The 16886-nt window shown below is 34.3% G+C and carries 15 protein-coding genes; 14 read left to right on the top strand and 1 reads right to left on the bottom strand.

Annotated elements, in window-relative coordinates; genetic code table 11:
• The first annotated feature begins 44 nt into the window (after nucleotides 1-44).
• From CALKRO_RS03150 to CALKRO_RS03170, 5 genes are all read left to right on the top strand, one after another.
• Nucleotides 45-2372 (top strand): helix-turn-helix domain-containing protein, encoded by a 2328-nt coding sequence (locus tag CALKRO_RS03150; RefSeq protein WP_041741540.1) that lies wholly within the window; start codon nucleotides 45-47, stop codon nucleotides 2370-2372.
• Nucleotides 2373-2581: 209 nt separating this feature from the next.
• The gene (locus CALKRO_RS03155) at nucleotides 2582-4177 is read left to right on the top strand and encodes a type 2 periplasmic-binding domain-containing protein (protein ID WP_013429669.1); all 1596 of its coding nucleotides are present in this window, start codon (nucleotides 2582-2584) and stop codon (nucleotides 4175-4177) included.
• A 102-nt stretch (nucleotides 4178-4279) separates the two neighbouring features.
• The gene (locus tag CALKRO_RS03160) at nucleotides 4280-5227 is read left to right on the top strand and encodes an ABC transporter permease (RefSeq protein WP_013429670.1); all 948 of its coding nucleotides are present in this window, start codon (nucleotides 4280-4282) and stop codon (nucleotides 5225-5227) included.
• 15 nt (nucleotides 5228-5242) lie between these two features.
• Nucleotides 5243-6136, top strand: a complete 894-nt coding sequence (locus CALKRO_RS03165) for a carbohydrate ABC transporter permease (RefSeq protein ID WP_013429671.1) — start codon at nucleotides 5243-5245, stop codon at nucleotides 6134-6136.
• Nucleotides 6137-6174: 38 nt separating this feature from the next.
• Nucleotides 6175-7755, top strand: a complete 1581-nt coding sequence (locus tag CALKRO_RS03170; RefSeq protein WP_013429672.1) for an ABC transporter substrate-binding protein — start codon at nucleotides 6175-6177, stop codon at nucleotides 7753-7755.
• Nucleotides 7756-7909: 154 nt separating this feature from the next.
• Here the strand turns inward: CALKRO_RS03170 and CALKRO_RS03175 are convergent, their stop codons facing one another.
• Nucleotides 7910-8899 (bottom strand): tyrosine-type recombinase/integrase, encoded by a 990-nt coding sequence (locus CALKRO_RS03175; RefSeq protein ID WP_013429673.1) that lies wholly within the window; start codon nucleotides 8897-8899, stop codon nucleotides 7910-7912.
• Between the two features lie 68 nt (nucleotides 8900-8967).
• Here CALKRO_RS03175 and CALKRO_RS03180 point away from each other — a divergent pair, with 68 nt between their 5' ends.
• The 9 genes from CALKRO_RS03180 (at nucleotide 8968) to CALKRO_RS03220 (ending at nucleotide 16881) form a co-directional block, all read left to right on the top strand.
• Complete coding sequence (locus CALKRO_RS03180) at nucleotides 8968-9594, top strand: helix-turn-helix domain-containing protein (RefSeq protein WP_013429674.1); 627 nt, start codon at nucleotides 8968-8970, stop codon at nucleotides 9592-9594.
• A 125-nt stretch (nucleotides 9595-9719) separates the two neighbouring features.
• Nucleotides 9720-9989: a hypothetical protein gene (locus CALKRO_RS03185; protein WP_013429675.1), complete on the top strand. Its 270-nt coding sequence runs from the start codon at nucleotides 9720-9722 to the stop codon at nucleotides 9987-9989.
• 46 nt (nucleotides 9990-10035) lie between these two features.
• Nucleotides 10036-10329, top strand: coding sequence for a hypothetical protein (locus CALKRO_RS03190; RefSeq protein ID WP_237699122.1), 294 nt, complete (start codon nucleotides 10036-10038; stop codon nucleotides 10327-10329).
• A gap of 19 nt (nucleotides 10330-10348) precedes the next feature.
• The gene (locus CALKRO_RS03195; protein WP_013429677.1) at nucleotides 10349-10771 is read left to right on the top strand and encodes a hypothetical protein; all 423 of its coding nucleotides are present in this window, start codon (nucleotides 10349-10351) and stop codon (nucleotides 10769-10771) included.
• Between the two features lie 74 nt (nucleotides 10772-10845).
• Complete coding sequence (locus CALKRO_RS03200) at nucleotides 10846-11136, top strand: PrgI family mobile element protein (protein WP_041741905.1); 291 nt, start codon at nucleotides 10846-10848, stop codon at nucleotides 11134-11136.
• Nucleotides 11137-11919: a hypothetical protein gene (locus CALKRO_RS03205; protein ID WP_013429679.1), complete on the top strand. Its 783-nt coding sequence runs from the start codon at nucleotides 11137-11139 to the stop codon at nucleotides 11917-11919. It abuts the gene before it with no gap.
• Entirely contained in the window at nucleotides 11861-13699 is a 1839-nt protein-coding gene (locus CALKRO_RS03210; RefSeq protein WP_013429680.1) for a VirB4 family type IV secretion system protein, read from the top strand. The genes CALKRO_RS03205 and CALKRO_RS03210 overlap by 59 nt, the downstream gene beginning before the upstream one ends.
• A 16-nt stretch (nucleotides 13700-13715) precedes the next feature.
• Complete coding sequence (locus tag CALKRO_RS03215) at nucleotides 13716-15770, top strand: hypothetical protein (protein ID WP_013429681.1); 2055 nt, start codon at nucleotides 13716-13718, stop codon at nucleotides 15768-15770.
• Nucleotides 15771-15834: 64 nt separating this feature from the next.
• Complete coding sequence (locus CALKRO_RS03220; RefSeq protein ID WP_013429682.1) at nucleotides 15835-16881, top strand: hypothetical protein; 1047 nt, start codon at nucleotides 15835-15837, stop codon at nucleotides 16879-16881.
• The last annotated feature ends 5 nt before the right edge of the window (nucleotides 16882-16886 follow it).

The following is a 16886-nucleotide window of genomic DNA, read 5'->3' on the forward strand; positions in this document are numbered from 1 at the left end:
CTATGAGACAGGGATACAAAGACAGGGGGATAACTATATTAATTATGTTATTTAAAAAATTTAAAGAGTCGTTTGTGTTTAAAAGATTTCTAATATCATATATATCAATACTTCTTATTCCTTTGTTATTATCATTGATTGTATTTAACACATCAGTTGCTGTTGTTCAAAAAAATTCAGTTAATTCAACATTATTTTTGCTAAATCAATTAAAAAATCTTATTGACAGCAGAATAGAAAAGATAGATGAAATAGCAATAAAGATGGCATATGATTCTAAACTTCAATGGATTTCTTCTTTAAATAAACCGACAGAAGGCTCTCCTGATATATATTGGTTTTGGGAATATTACAATAATTTTTGTAAAATTGTTTCTAATTTGAAAGACGAATTAGATATATCATTATTAGTTGCACTGAAACACAATGACACTATTTATTACAATTCTGTACTTTATTTTGGGATGAATGATTTTTATAACAATAATTTTAAATATGAGAAGATGTCATTTAAAGAGTGGTATACTTACCTTTTCAGCAGATTTCATTACAAAGATTTTTTGCCAAAATCAAATGTTGTAGTAGACGGAATAAAAAAAGAAGTTATAACATATGTTTATTCGTTTCCATTTTGGAAAAAACGCAATCCTGATGGAGTTATTGCAATATTCATTGACGAAAGCAAAATCCAAAATTTACTGAGAGAGATTGTAGAAAATTTAAAAGGGAATGCTTATATACTTTCAGAAGAAGGAAAAGTCATCTCAAGCTATTCAACAAATTTAACAATGTTGAACAATATTAACTCTTTAAATTTTGAGAAATCAGAAGGTTCTATGGTTGTACAAATAAATAGAAGCAAAGTAATAAGAACATATGTAAAATCGCAATTGAATAACTGGATTTATGTTGCCGAGTTTCCTATAGAAGTTGTTATGAAAGAGGTTTACTTTTTAAGAAAGGTTACAATTATAGTATTACTTGTTGCATTATTTTTAGGTTTTATATTTTCAATAATTTTTGCTTATAGGAATGAAAAGCCTATATCTGAAATTTTAAGTATTTTAAAAAGGGCAAGGCCAGCTTTAAATAAAGACGAAAAAGAATTTGAATTTATTAAAAAGGAGATTTCAAATTTATTGCAAAGTGAAATAGAACTTTCTAAAAGGCTTGAGAACCAGCAGTTTATATTAAAAGAAATTTTCTTTGAAAGACTTTTATATGGTCACTACGATGACAAAAGCAAGATTGAGAAACTAATGAAGTATTTGAATTTCGACATAGATTCAAAAAGATTTTCAGTGGCAATTATAAGAATATTAAAAGAATATCAAAAGGCTACCAAAAGTATACTCAATGAACTTGATTTATACAGGATTTCTATTGAAGAAATTTTGAAGAGAAATTTTGAGGGTCCTATTTACATACACACTATATCAGAAAACGAAGTCTCAATATTAGTGGGCTTTGATATAGAAAATGATGAAGAAGTAAAAAAACAAACAAAAGATTTATTTGAAACCATTCAAAGGGAGATAACTGAAAAGTATTCTATAACCCCATTGATAGTGTTAGGACGCACATGTAGCAGTCTATTTGATGTTCAATATGCATTTTTAGATGCTAAAGAATTATTAGAAAATATTTCACTGAAGTATGAAGAGATAGAAAACAATATAATCTGTGCTGATGAATGGCAAAAATCAGATGTAATATACTATCCGTTAGAAATAGAAGAAAAAATTATTTCACTTACTCTTGCAGGGCGTGTCGGTGAGATAAAATCTATACTTGATATGCTTTTTGAGAAAAACTTTAGAGAAAATAATCTCAGTAAAAATCTGAAGATTATTTTTCTAAATGAGCTTTTGGCTACATTCATTAAAGTACTCAACAGGTGTGATAGTTCGATTGCTTCGACTTTGGAACTAAAACAGCTATTTGTTACAAAAGAAAAACAAGACTTAGAAGCAGTTTTTGAAGAGATTGCTAAAAAGTTTTTTGAAATTTCTAAAATAATGGACCAGAATAAAAAAAGTCACAATGAAAAGCTGTTAGAAAAAATATTAGATTTTATACATTCAAATTTATATAACTCTCAGATGAGTATATCTTTTGTGGCTTCACAATTTGACCTTTCGAACTCTTATTTTTCATTCTTTTTCAAAGAACAGACAGGTATGAAGTTTAGCGATTACATCGAAAAACTGCGAATTGAAAAGGCCTGTGAACTTTTAAGAAAGGGTAAATATAACATTGATGAGGTTGCAAAAATGGTAGGATACACTAATGCACATACATTCAGAAGAGCTTTCAAAAAAGTAATAGGAATCTTGCCGAGTGAGTTTTGTGAAAGACTAAGAGAAGTTTAAAAATAAAAAGCTTATTTAATATGTTACCCCCCTGTTATAAGCAGGGGGTTTGTTTTTTCTATAAAATTGTACCTTGATTTTAAAAAGTAAATGTATCCTGACCTAAGAAATTGTTTCCCTTTCTAAATAGTTGAAGGTTGATAAAACATGGCTCTTGCAGTAACCTAAAAATCAGAAAAAATAAACGAGAAAAAAGGAGGCTAAATTCGATGTTCGACAAAAAGAAATTAAAAGTATGGAGACTTTTTAGTGTTTTTGTAGTGTTTGCGCTTGTGATTAGTTTGTTAGCGATAAATCCTAAAGTGGGTTTGGCAGCTACAAAACCTACTATTACCTATTTTGTCCAGATGGATGCAAAAGTTGCAGTTTCGTATGATAACTATAGTAAGATTGCGGCATATCAACTTCTTATGAAAAAGCTAAATGTGAATATTCAATTTATCCATCCTCCAATGGGAGGTACTGCTGCCCAAGACCAGCTGAATTTAATGATTGCATCCAAAAAACTTCCTGATATTATTTATTGGAATTGGGTGGATAGTTATCCAGGCGGTCCTGTAAAAGCTTTACAAGACAAGGTAATTATAAGGCTTAATGAATATGTCGACAAATATGCTCCAAATTTTAAATCATATTTGTCAAAACATCCTGATGTAAAAAAGATGATAGTGACAGACGATGGTGATTTGTATTGTTTTCCCTATTTAAGAGAGGACCCTGAGATTCAAGGTACTTTTTATGGACCAATTGTAAGAAAAGATTGGTTGAACAAATTAAAAATTAATCCACCTGAAACTGTGGATGAATGGTACAAGATGTTAAAAGCTTTTAAAGTTAACGACCTCAATGGGAATGGTAAAAATGATGAAAGGCCGTTTTCTATTAGTTTAGGCGGTGCAACAAGTCCAAGACGAGCTTTTGATTATTGCAGCTTTTTAGTAGGTGCGTGGGGTATCAAAACTGATTTCTTTGTCGAGAATAATAAGATTCAATACGGTCCTTTAAAGCCTCAATATACAGATTTTATAAAGACACTTCAAAAGTGGTGGAAGGAAGGGTTAATTGACCCAGATGTACTTACTATGAACAGAGATATAATCAGAGCAAATATTCAGAACGATTTAATAGGTTCATTTTTAGGTTTAATTGGTGGAGACTTAGCTTTCTTTGTAAATCTAAAGAAAGATTTAATGGGTGTTAAGTATCCTGTTCTTAAGAAAGGGCAAAAACCAGAGTTTAGCCATCGTGAACCCCAGTTTGCAAAAAGTGGAGCTGCTATTACCACGTCCTGTAAAAATATTCCGCTTGCAATGAAGGTTCTTGATTGGGGATGGAGTAAGGAAGGATTTATGGCACTCAATTTTGGCGTGTTAGGAAAAAGTTATGTTATAAAAGATGGACGTCCGGTGTACACTGATGAGGTTATGAACAACCCACAGCTTGATAGGCCTTCTGCACTTGCAAGATATGCATGTGCTTCGTTTGGGGGGCCATTTATTCAGGCAAAAGAAAATGCTCTTCAGATAGGCTTAGGGCTCCCACAACAAAAAGAAGCAAGTGAGAACTGGAGATATGCATCTAACAAAAAACTTTTGCCTATTCTTTCATTTACGTCTGATGAAGCAAAGAAACTGGCAGATATTATGAATGTTATTAATACTTATTATGATGAGATGTTTGTAAGACTTATGACAGGTAAACTCAACGATGTTGAACAGCTGAGAAAAGGATTGAAAAGAATGAGGATAGACGAAGCAATAAAGATATATCAGCAAGCTTACAACCGTTACATCAACAGAAAGTAACGGTATTGGGACTGTCTTGACTTAAAAGAAGACAGTCCCTTCTGGAAAAATTTAATATTTATAGTATGTTTGAAGTATTTCAAAAAGAGAGAGGTGAACATAGTGGAAGTTACATTCTCAAAAAAAGAAACTTTTCAGACTCGCTTTAAAACTTTTTGGAAATCAATGAAAAAGACTAAGTATCTTCATCTATTGGCTTTACCAGGTGTTCTTTATTACATAATTTTTCATTATATTCCGATGTATGGAGTAATTATTGCATTTAAAGATTATAACTTTAGAAAAGGTATTTTGGGTAGTGAATGGGTAGGGTTAAAACATTTTATAAGATTTTTCGAAAATCCGTTCTTTTGGAGATTAATAAGAAATACAGTTCTCATTAATGTTTATCAAATAATATTTGTATTTCCTCTGCCAATATTATTTGCTCTTTTTCTAAACGAACTTCGCGACGGCTTTTATAAGAGATTTGTCCAAACAGTTAGCTATTTACCTCACTTTATTTCTCTTCCTGCAATAATCGGTATGATGGTAATGTTTTTATCACCAACTGATGGTGTTGTAAATATGATACTTCAGAAGATGGGGCTGCCAACAATATATTTTATGGCTGACCCAAGATGGTTTAGACCGCTTTATATTATAAGCGATATATGGCAACATTTGGGATGGGGAGCAATAATTTATATAGCAGCGCTTAGTAATGTAAATCCGGAACTTTATGAGGGCGCTGTAATAGATGGAGCAACAAGAGTACAAATGATGAGGTATATCTCAATACCATCAATAATGCCTACCATTGTTATTATGCTTCTTTTGAGAATTGGGCACATTATGTCGCTGGGTGCAGAAAAGGTTTTACTTATGCAAAGTCCTCTTAATTATGAAACCTCAGATGTTATAAGTACATATGTCTACAGAAGGGGTCTTGTATATGGTGAGTATAGCTATACAACTGCAATAGGACTTTTTAACTCATTGATAAATCTCACAATTCTCATTATAGCAAATAAGATTACAAAAAGAGTTACAGAAACAGGACTCTTTTAGTGGAGGCGAAATTCTATGGTGAAAGATAATTCACTATCAACCAAAATTTTGACGTTAATTGTCCATATTACTATGATATTTGTGTTAATCGTAACTTTATATCCTGTGCTAAATGTGTTTGCTTCATCTTTAAGTAGTGCAGATGCAAACAACAGAGGAATAGTTACTATTTTTCCAATTGGTTTTACGTTAGATTCATACAAGATGATATTTACAGCGGGGGCAGTACCTCGAGCATTTAAAAACTCAGTTATTTATACTGTTGTAGGGACTTTGATAAATCTTATTTTGACTACTTCATTTGCTTATCCACTATCAAGAAAAAGTTTGCCGCTGAAGTCCTTTTATACTTGGCTTGTTATCATAACTATGTATTTTTCAGGTGGCTTAATTCCCCTTTTTATATTAGTAAAAAATTTAGGATTATATGACACAATGTGGGCATTGATATTGCCTGGAGCAATTAACACAACAAACCTTATCATAATGCGAACATTTTTCCAAAATATTCCACATGAATTAGAAGAGTCTGCTTATCTTGATGGAGCAAATGAATTTGTTATTTTTACAAGGATAGTCTTACCACTTTCAAAAGCAGCACTTGCAACTGTAGGTCTTTATTATGCTGTGGGGCATTGGAATTCTTGGTTTAATGCAATGATATTTTTAAGTGACCAAAAAAAATTTCCTTTGCAGCTTGTTTTAAGAGATATTATAATGCTTGCACAGACACTTCAGCAAGCAGCTGAAGCAGGTGATTTGAGTGCAAGGCAAGAGTTGGGTTTGATCAACGCAAAGGGGGTGAAATATGCAACACTCTTTGTTTCGATGGTTCCAATGTTGGCTGTTTATCCATTTGTACAGAAATATTTTGTTAAAGGTGTTATGATAGGTTCATTAAAAGATTAATTAAAAGATTAAAATCTGCAAAGAGGGAGGATGAGAAGATGAAAGGTAAAAAAATATTTGTGATTTTTCTGACAATTACTTTTTTAGTATCTATTGTAACTCTGGGATTTTCATTTGGAAAAGCAGCTACATATAAAAAGCTAATTACAATTACTACTCATACAACTTCGAGCCAACCACCAGCAGTTACAGATTTGTATAAAAAGAAATTGAGAGAAAAATTTGGCATTGATTTAAAAACAATATATATTCCTCAAAGTGACTATGTTACAAAAATGTCTTTGCTTTTTGCAAGTAATATGGCACCAGACTGGATACGTGCTTTAAGGCCTGAGTATAATTTAAATGAATGGATTGCAGCAGGATATTTGATTGGTTTTACCACGGATGAAATAAAAAAGAAATGGCCCAATTACCTAAAAATATGGACAAAGGAAGAATGGGATTACCTCTATAAAATAGTACGTTACAGTGATGGCAAGGTTTATTCTTTCCATGGTAGGCGCATAGCACCAGTGGATATGGCTTTCTTGTACAGAAAAGAGATATTTGATAGATATAATTTAAAGTTTCCAACCACAGTTGATGAGTTTTATAAAACATGTATATTCTTAAGACAGAAAACAGGTAAAGTTGTTTATCTGCACGCAAATGCAGTTTCTGGTAATTTAAGTCTTTGGGCTTTTACTGGGATATTCTTAATGTATGGTTTGCCTGAACTTGCACCAAGACAGATTTCTTATGTAGACCCACTTACCAAGAAATTTGTACCTTTTGCGTTCAATCAAAATAATTACCGTCAAGCTTTAATTTTAATAAATAAACTTTATAAAGCAGGTTGTATATGGAAGGAATATGCAACAGCAACTCGTGATCAGTTAGATAAGTTCAGAACCCAAGGGCAAGGAATAATTATGTGGGCATATCCTGCAAATATAGGAACTTACAACAATCTGTATAGAAATACAGATAAGGATACAAACTGGGTATGGTCTAAGGATACACCAACAGCATATCCTGGAAAAGCGTACTTTTTCAAGAGAAATCCTTTGCACTTTGCAGATGGTCATGGGTTTAATTCAAGCATCAGCAAAGAAAAGTTAGATAGACTTCTCCAGTATTTGAACTGGGCTCTTAGTGAAGAAGGTCAGATATTCCATACTTATGGTGAATATGGTGTTACTTATAAAAAGGAAGGAAACAAATACGTATATATGGACCATATTCAAACTCCAACCAATCCATCGGGTAAATATAGCTTACAAGACTATGGATTTCCATTTGCAGCACCGAACGGGTTTATGGTGGCATATCCTCAGGCTGTAGAAACATATGCTCCTATATATGCAGAACTTGCAAAAACGTTTATGAATAGGCCAAAGTATTACTACATCAGGGAAGAACCTATGATGTATACAAAAGAAGAAATGGCAGAAAGAGCTGAGTTAGAATCAAATATTATGGCAGTTGTGGATGAATATTGCATGAAGTTTGTAACAGGTCAGTTAGACCCAAGTAATAACAAAGATTGGCAACAATATCTGAATGTTCTCAATAAAGTTGGTCTACAACGCTTGATAACAATTAGGATAAATGCATACAATAGAGCTAAGAAGTAAGAGATACAAAAACAAATAAAGGGGCTGTTGTTTATACAGCCCCTTATTTTCTCATTATCAAAAGTATTAAAAATGGCAGGGGCGGAGGGACTCGAACCCCCAGCCAACGGTTTTGGAGTTTCAAGTCTGGAGTTACACCTCAAAAATCAAATCCTTATTTCCAAAGCTTAATAAATTCCTTCATTGCACTTTCCTGCATAGTTGGTAGGACATGAGAGTAAGTATCAGCTGTGAGTTTGATGTCGCTGTGACCTAAAATCTCAGCAACAATTTTAGTATTTACTCCCAATGACAACATTAGCGTTGCAAAAGTGTGACGCAAATCGTGGAATCTTATGACTGGAAAGTTATATCTTTTTACTAACTTTTTGAATCTTTTTGACAAGTATTCAACAGTCAGGTTGCCAGTAGGAAGTCTTGGGCAGACAAAATCATCAGGCTTTGGCTTGGTGATTTCATATAGATTCTTAAGTTCAGAGTACAAAACATCATTGATATAAACAGAACGCTTTGAGGTTTTTGTTTTTACATCTGACGTTTTTAATCCTCTATTGTTTCGCACTGATTTTACTACACTAATTATCCTTGCCTCGAAATTAACATCGCACCATTTGAGCGATACTATTTCTCCGGCCCTCATGCCTGTATGTAGAGCTATCAACACAGGATAGTAAATGGTTTCGTTCCTGATAACTTCTAAAAATCTTTTGGCAGTTTCAGCATCCCAAACATCAAATACTTTTTTCTCAGGCGACGGCGGCAAAACCTTTTTCACAGGATTATTACTGATATATTCCCACATTACAGCATGTTTGAAAATTTCATGCAAGAGTCTGTGTAATTTGAGAATTGTGCAATCGGATATTTTTCCAGTTAGACTGATATAAATTTTTTGAATATCTAAAGGTTTTACATCAGATAAAGGTTTGCTACCGATTGCCTGTATAGCCGGTTTTAAAAGTTCTTTGTATCTTTTTTGAGTTGATTGTTTAACTGCTATCTTAGCATAAGCTTCAAACCAGTAACTGACAAATTCTTGAAATGTTATAGAATTGTTTTTTAGCTCAGATTGTTGCTTTAAAAACTTTAAAACATCTTCCAGTACAGCTGTTAAGTTTTCAATTTTAAACTGTTCAATACCCATGGCAATACCCCCTTCGGGGTTTATTATAAAACAAAAAGCACTGCTAAGAAAGAAGGAGGTAATATTTCATGAAAATTGGCAAAAGAGAAATCAAAAAAATGGAAATGGCAGAGAAAATAAAGTATTACTTTTTCGAAAAGGAAATGTCAGTCACAGAAGTAGCTAAAAGAATAGGAATCTCAAGACAGACTGTATATAACTATATCAATAAGTATGGACTAATAGACATTGAAGAGTTTGAAAAAGAAAGAGAGAGAAGAAAACAGGAATCTAAAAGAAGGAAAATCGAATACATTAAAAACTACATAAAGAATAAAAGACTACAAAAGAGAGTTGAACTGCTGAAAAAAGAATGTGCAGAACTGCTTGAGAAAGGCGTAATTTCTGAGTCGGACATATGGGACTTTGTAGTATCAGATAAAAAGTATCTGGACTCAATTGTAGCAATGCAGCATTACAAGGATTCTCTGTACCTATCCTTTGAAGAGAGAAGAATGACTCCATGGACAAGATTCTGGGAATCAATTGCTAACTGCTACAAATATATTGGCGGTGGCAAGTATGTGCGTATGGATAGTGTGAACGGTGCACTTGTGCCAACTTGTCTGCCAAAAGTAATTAAATCCCCTAATTTTGCAGGCAGAAGAAGAAAAGGTAGAACTGATATAGAAATTGCACAGGAAGTAATAGCCTAAATTTTTCTTAAACAAATTTTGAAACATTTAGTCTTTTTCGAAGGATTAAATGGGGTTTGCCTTTTCTGAGTAACTGACAATATTTTCATTAAATAACTATATATGCCACAAAGGAAGTGCTTAGCATGAACATAAGAATAACTTGGCACGCTATTAAAAGGTACAAAGAAAGAATAGAGAAATGTTCTGACGATGAAGCAGCAAATTCGATAATGAAAATTGTGTTTCTTGGCGAGATAATTGCACAGAAAAAAAAGGGGGCTTATATTGAGAAACTAATAAGAAAAAACGATGCTGTTATAGTTGCATATGAATACGAATGCAACAATGTCATAGTCGTATCAGTCTTAAGAGCTGAATATGAAGGATGGTGGAAGAAACAAGCGAGCTCATAAGCTATTCTTATTTTTTACTATTTACATAGAATAACAAAAAAGGCAGGTGATAGTTTTGGAGAAACTAAAAGAACTCTTCCCACCTGTAACTCCGGAACAATTTATGGGTAAAGCAGGTGATTTTTTTTACAATTTGTTTATGTTTCTCGACAACTGGTTAAAACCGCTGTCCACTATTTTTTTAATAGTTGCTGCCATATGCCTGATGATTGGTATACCTACACACTCTGAAGGACTCACAAAAACAGCAAAAAGAATATTTACCGGAATTTTTGTGGCTTGGTTTATAAGAATCTTTGGCCCATCTTTAATCTCACTTTTCTATAGCTTTAAAAAGTAGGTGAAAGGGGGTGAAAAAGATGAAGAAAAAAATAATCTATTTGTTGTATACATTTGTAGCTATGCTTCACACAGTACCAGTTTTAGCAAACTCGAATAATCAAACGAATACAAATAAGCAATCTGCTAAAACAACAGATCCGATTCAGACAGTACAAGGTTATTTTAAAACTGCAGGAGTTACGCAAAAAGACCCTGGCAATGTTGCAGCTAACGTCGTAAAAGATATCATTGCGCCCATCGCTGCAATAGTTGGGTTTGTCGGACTTATAGCTATTGCGGTATGGTTTTTTGCAAAAATCATGACAGCTAAAGATGCTCGAGAAAGGTCGGAAGCAATGTCGAACTTTTCGTGGAAGCTAATTGGAGCAATTGGTCTATGTCTGATACTTACAGTAGGTGGTTTTCTTGTATGGCTTCTGGGCAAACTTGGAACGATATAAAAATTCAGGGCTGTCCAAAAACTGGACAGCCCTCTTTGCTTCTTTTTAGAATTTCACTTGAGAGGGGAAAAGGTATGCGAACATTTCAGGTACCTTTTGAGAGGGAGTTTGAAGATAAGATTTTTTTTGGAGTCTTGACATTAAGACAATTTGTAATTATTGCTATTTTTATTGCTACTCCAGTAGTTCTTGCTCTTTTTGCTCGTTCGTTAATCTTGTTTGTAACCCTTGTTCCGGTATCAATGGTTTTAGGGCTTGCAATTGCATTTGTGAAGATAAAAGGCGACACACTTACAAAATATTTCAGGCGAATAATATCGTTTTACACCGCACAGCGAACATTTCTGTACAGGAGGAGAAAATAGATGTGGTTATTGTTTGTAATTTTGCTTATTTTACTTTCAGGCATTGCTGCAATGATTGCAATATACATGAAAACAAAGGGCAAAAGTAAAAATTCTACTGGTGGTGAAATAAAAAAGAGAGAAACTCAGGGAGACCTTAAGAGTCTATTTGATATTACAAACATATTAGAAGATGGCACGATCTGCATAGGCGAGAACACTTATACGAGAATTTATTATTTTTCCACGTTGGATTTCGGCTTGCTTTCTGAGTCAGAACAGCAGCTTTTTGAGAATGATTTGATTACTATTGTTCGTGCGATCGATATTCCTGTTCAGCTTTTCACAACGGTGCAAAGAGTAGAAATTACAAGATATATTGATATGCTTGACAGTGTGTTAAATAATATTGAAACTCCTGAGTCAATAAAAAGGTATACAAAAGCTTTGAAAGATAGGCTTGAGTATATGAGAACAAGTGATGAGTTTTTTGTGAGAAAAAACTACATCATACTATCTGTGGCAGAACAAAGACAGGACATTGCACTTGACAAGTTAAATCTTGAAGAAAAAAAGCTCTTTCAACTATTTAGACGTGCATCAATAAAAGTGTACCAGCTTGATAGAATTTCTGTTCTTGAGCTTCTAAGAAGCCAGCTTAGAAGAGGAAGCACCCTTCTCTTGTCAAAAGCGGTCAAGAGCGGTGCGCTTGCAAGTATAATTACTGGAAGGGGGATAATAGCTGATGAAATTGAAGACAAAGAACAAGAACTTAAGCAAGAATACCGCACAGCTCAAACATGAAAACAGTATGTTTGAACTAACACCTGATATATTTGATTTGTTCTTGCCTGATGCATTTCAAGAAAATGTTGACTATATCTATCTTGGTCCAGAAAACTACTGCAGGGTGTATGTGCTTGATATTGACTATCCAGGCGAAATGTATATAGGCTTTTTTGACAGCCTTCTTGACAAAGGAGAAATAGCTATTTCAGTATTTATTGAGCCAAGGGACACAGGGGAAGCTATCAAAGATATTACAAGAAGAATTAACGCAATGAAATCAAACGCAATGCTTCAAAGAGGTGAACCTGATTACAAGCTTTTAGCACAGATAGAATGGTATGACGCTCTGAGGTCGTCACTGCAAAGAAGCCTTGAGAAAATTCTTATGACACAGGTATTTATTGTTGTGTACGCAAAAACTCTTGAAAAACTGAAAGAAGATTGTATCAGGATAACAAAATTTGCAGAATCTTTGGGACTTAACATGCGATGTTTGTCATTCGAGCAGCAAAAAGGTTTTTTATCAAGCCTTCCGCTTGGTCCAAGAAACTTGAGATACTTTGAAAAGTTCAGACTAATGACTACATCTTCTACAGCCTGCCTGTTCCCAGTAGGAAACACAGACATAACATATGATGAAGGTTTTTACATCGGCTACAACGTGATAACAAACAGCCCAGTGTTTTATAACCAGTTTGACAAACAACTTCCCAATCCCCACATGGCAATTTTCGGAACAACGGGTGCAGGGAAGTCAACAACAATGAAAACTATGCTCGGGAGAATGGCAGCGTATGGCTACAACATATGTGTTCTTGACCCTGAACGTGAATACGAAAAGATAATAACCATGCTTGGCGGAAAGTATATAAGGATAAAACCAGGGGAAAAGCTTGGTATAAACCCGTTTGATGTTGAGGTTGAAGAGGAAGAAGGAAAAAGGTTTATAGACCTTAACTCGAAGGTTGCAGATATAAGGTTTATTTTAAACATCATTTCTGAATACTATGTTGGAAAGAAACTTGACGGTGTTCAGATGGCGGCAATTGAAAGAATTGTAAGAAAACTTTATTATGACAGAGGTATAACATCCGACCCTGACAGCCTTTATACTTCAGCCAGAATGGATGAAAAAGGACAGCTTCTTGTAGGAAAAATCAAAAAGCAGCTTCCAACGCTATCCGACTTGAGAGAAGAGCTTTATAAAGAAAGCGAAACACAGGCTTTAGCAAAAGCTATGGAGGTTTTTGTTGGTGAAGGGTCGTTATCGCTTTTTGACTGTCAGACAACAATCGATGCTGATGATAAAATCATTGCGTTTGACTTAAAAGAATTTGAACGTGACAATTTCTTGAAGTTTTTTGCTTCTGTCAATATACTCAGCTGGATATGGAACAAGTTTTCAAACGCAAAGTTAAAAGGTCAAAAGAAAGTAGTAATATTTGATGAGGCATGGATGTTTACAAGATATCAGGCTTCAGCTGAGTATTTAGAATTTATCTCACGTAAAGGTCGAAAGTATAAAATATCTTTGATGATAGCTTCTCAGACACTGCTTGAATTTCTCATGAACGACACAGGAAGAGCAATTATAAACATGTGCGCAAGCAAATTCTTAATGCGACAGGAAAGCGACATGGCAGCACAGATTGCTGAGTTTTTCAGACTGTCAGAACGAACAACAGAAATCATAACCTCAAGTGACAAAGGACAGGGAATCCTTATCAACCCAAGAGAGAAAATATTTGTGCAAATAACACCTTTTGACTTTGAGTGGGAATACGTAACAACATAAAGGGGTGGAGTAAAATATGAAAAAACCAAACATAATCCTGCCAGCAGTTTTACTTTTATCGTTTACACCTGTTTTTGTCTTTGCAGGGGACTCTACAGCAGTTAAAACAATAAAGCTTGCGTTTAATGTTGTTCTTGCAATTGGTTTTCTTTCTTTATTTGTTTCAATAACCCTGTTTTTCATAAGACTGATGGTTCACAAAGACAGCACAGAGAGAGCAAAAATCATGCAGTGGTCAAAGTATATTCTGGCGGGCAGCATAATTATTTTTGCTCTCTCTACTGTTGTAGGTATTATGCTTTCCTACCAGCAGCAGCTCATAGACATTGCAAAAATAACTTTCACAAATCCTGAAAATGAACCAACACTCAAGAAAATACTATTTGATATAGGTGATAAAATAGACATCTTTGTAAACGCAATAATAAACGTTCTATCAGCATTCATTGTGACACCAATTGAATGGTTTGGAAAACTTGCAGGATTTAAACCACTGAATCAGTTGTTTTTTGAAGGAAATCCGTTTAGTGATAAGGAGATGGATTACATTTTAAAATTTTACTGGATTGTTGCATCAGTCAGCTCTGTTTTTATTATAATTCTTGTTGGCAAGACAGCAATTAAATTAATGTTTAGTGGCATAACAGCATCGGAGAGAGTATCGCTCACAAAAGAAATTACAACATGGTTTATGTCACTGCTTGTCATTGCAACAGCTCCATGGATATTGTATCTGATGTTTGAGTTTTTCTCACTTCTTACAATGTGGCTTCAGAGTGCTATAAACAGCAGCTTTTTATACACAACAAATTCTAATAAAACGTTTGTAACTATACTACATGCTTTTGGTTTAGGATATGACCAGTCAGAAAGTTCGATAAAAAATTACAAAGAGATTTTGCAAATACTGGGCGAAAAAAACCCAGAAGAAATTATACAAAAGCAGGGTATAATTGATACATTCTTTTTTCATGTATGTGGTTCTAACCCTGTTAACACTATCATAATGAAAGCACTGTACCTGCCACTGTGGGCAAAAATCAATATCGTATTCATGGTAAGGAAGTTTATACTGGGGATATTCTTCCTGTTTACTCCAGTAGCAATCCTGATGTGGGGCATCAAAAGAGACTCGATGCTTCTTGATGTCTGGTTTGGTGAAATTCTAACAAATGTATCAATGGCATTTTTCTATGCATTTACCTATATGGCAACGGTACACATATTCACAGCAGCAGGCTGGACAGGATGGGCGTTTGGGTTTATCGCAATGTACTCAATCCCAAAGGTTGCAGACACGCTTAGAAACCTTTTACAAAACATGTTTGAGCGTTGGGCAGGGATTGATGAGTTAAACCTTGCACGACCGGCGCTCGGTTCGCTCTCAAATATGTTAAAGGGTTTTTACAATGCATTCAATGTACTTTCTATGATAAGACTACCAAGAAGACCACCAAGGTTTGCGCAGTCAGAAAGTACTGACGAGCAAAGCTATGCTGTAGTACCTGCACAAGACAGAGCAGTGGCTTTGAGAGATAACAAAAATTTTGATGACGATGACTTATTCCCAACCGGACCAACAATTAATAAACCACCATACTTTGGACCAACTCCAAGCCCCTCTTTTGGACCAAGACCGGGAGGTGGAGGAGGCGGTGGCGGTGGTGCAACCGGAACTTCAACATTCAAAGGGTTTTTTGCTTCAAACTTCGGAACATTTAGAGAGCCTTCTGGAACATATGAGATTGATGATAGAATTGATTCAGTAATTTTTGAGAAAATGAAACAAAATCCTGAATATCAACAGTACATCCAGGCGGAAGGACTTCAAAACTTGCTCACAAGCGCAAGCACTGTAAAATTGTTTATGGAAGTTATTAAAACAGGTGATACAAGAAGGCTTGATGAGCATGGTATTTCAGACAATACAAAACATGTACTTTCTGCCTTGCACAATATGTACAAAGTTGAAAAGAATCTTTTGCTGAGCCAGCTTGGTCTTCATGAAGTAAAAGTGCAGAATCAAAAGAGATATTTTATCAAACCAGATTTTTCAGAATACAGAATCTAAGATTCAAAATTTTTTCTTTGTGTGGTATGATGTTCATATAAAGCAAAAGGAAAGGGGTATTTAGATGAAAAAAAGAGAAAAAATCACCACTGTAGACATTGAGAAAAAACTTCTTCAAAAAGACGCAAAAATACTGCCAGCTGATGAAACTAATAAGCTTTGTTGTATCTATGACTGTATTGACAATGCACGCTATAAGATTGTGACAGGAGATGAAGAAATTTATGTTTGCTCAGCTCACAGCAGAGAATTAAAAGCAGAAGCCATAACAAAAATTACTGCAGATTTCTTCCTTGAAAAACATTACACAACGCTTCTTTTAAAGATTGGTGATTACGATTTATTTGTAAATGAAACTGACATTGATTTTTCCGAACTTGAAAAGAGACTGATTGAAAAAGGTATAAATGAAAGCAAAATAGACAGAGCAGTTATTGAAAGTTCCGTAGCAACCCATGAAAACATAACTTATGCAGAAGTTTTAAATGATAAACTATATTACATCAGCTGTCTGCCACCAAATGATTTGTATTTCCCCACCAGTAGCGAACTTTTTCTTGTTAGAGAAAAGATATTAGGCTGCGAATATGACATAGTAGAAAAACCAAAAGTGATTTTGAGTCACAAAGACATATGGCTTGACGATGATATTGAAGAACCGAAGAAAGTTTATACTGGTAACTGTTTTGTTTGTAACAAAACAGCAAGCTATAATGTGGGAAAATACAATCTCTGTAAAAATCATTTGATGCAGACTCAGCAAGGAATGATAAGGCAATTTTTTATTGATGCGTTCATTGGTGTACTCTGCGACATTCAACCTTCAGACATGCTGTTTGTGAACTTCAATGACAAAAACCTGAAACTCGAAGTATATGATTTAGAAAGCTTGTCGGAAATACATGAGACTATAAAAGACTATAAGATGAAGTTTATAAACTTCAACATTGAATTTGCTGACAGGTTTATAAGATGTCCAGAGATAGCTTATTCTGCTATTGTAAATGACCTTCTTGTAACGTATTCACGTGTTTTTGATAATAGCTTCATAACCAAGGAAGAATGGGATGAGATTGTGAAAAGAATAAAGGAAAAGGGGTTGCTCGAATAGAAAAA

The organism is Caldicellulosiruptor kronotskyensis 2002 (assembly GCF_000166775.1).
Classification (GTDB): domain Bacteria; phylum Bacillota; class Thermoanaerobacteria; order Caldicellulosiruptorales; family Caldicellulosiruptoraceae; genus Caldicellulosiruptor; species Caldicellulosiruptor kronotskyensis.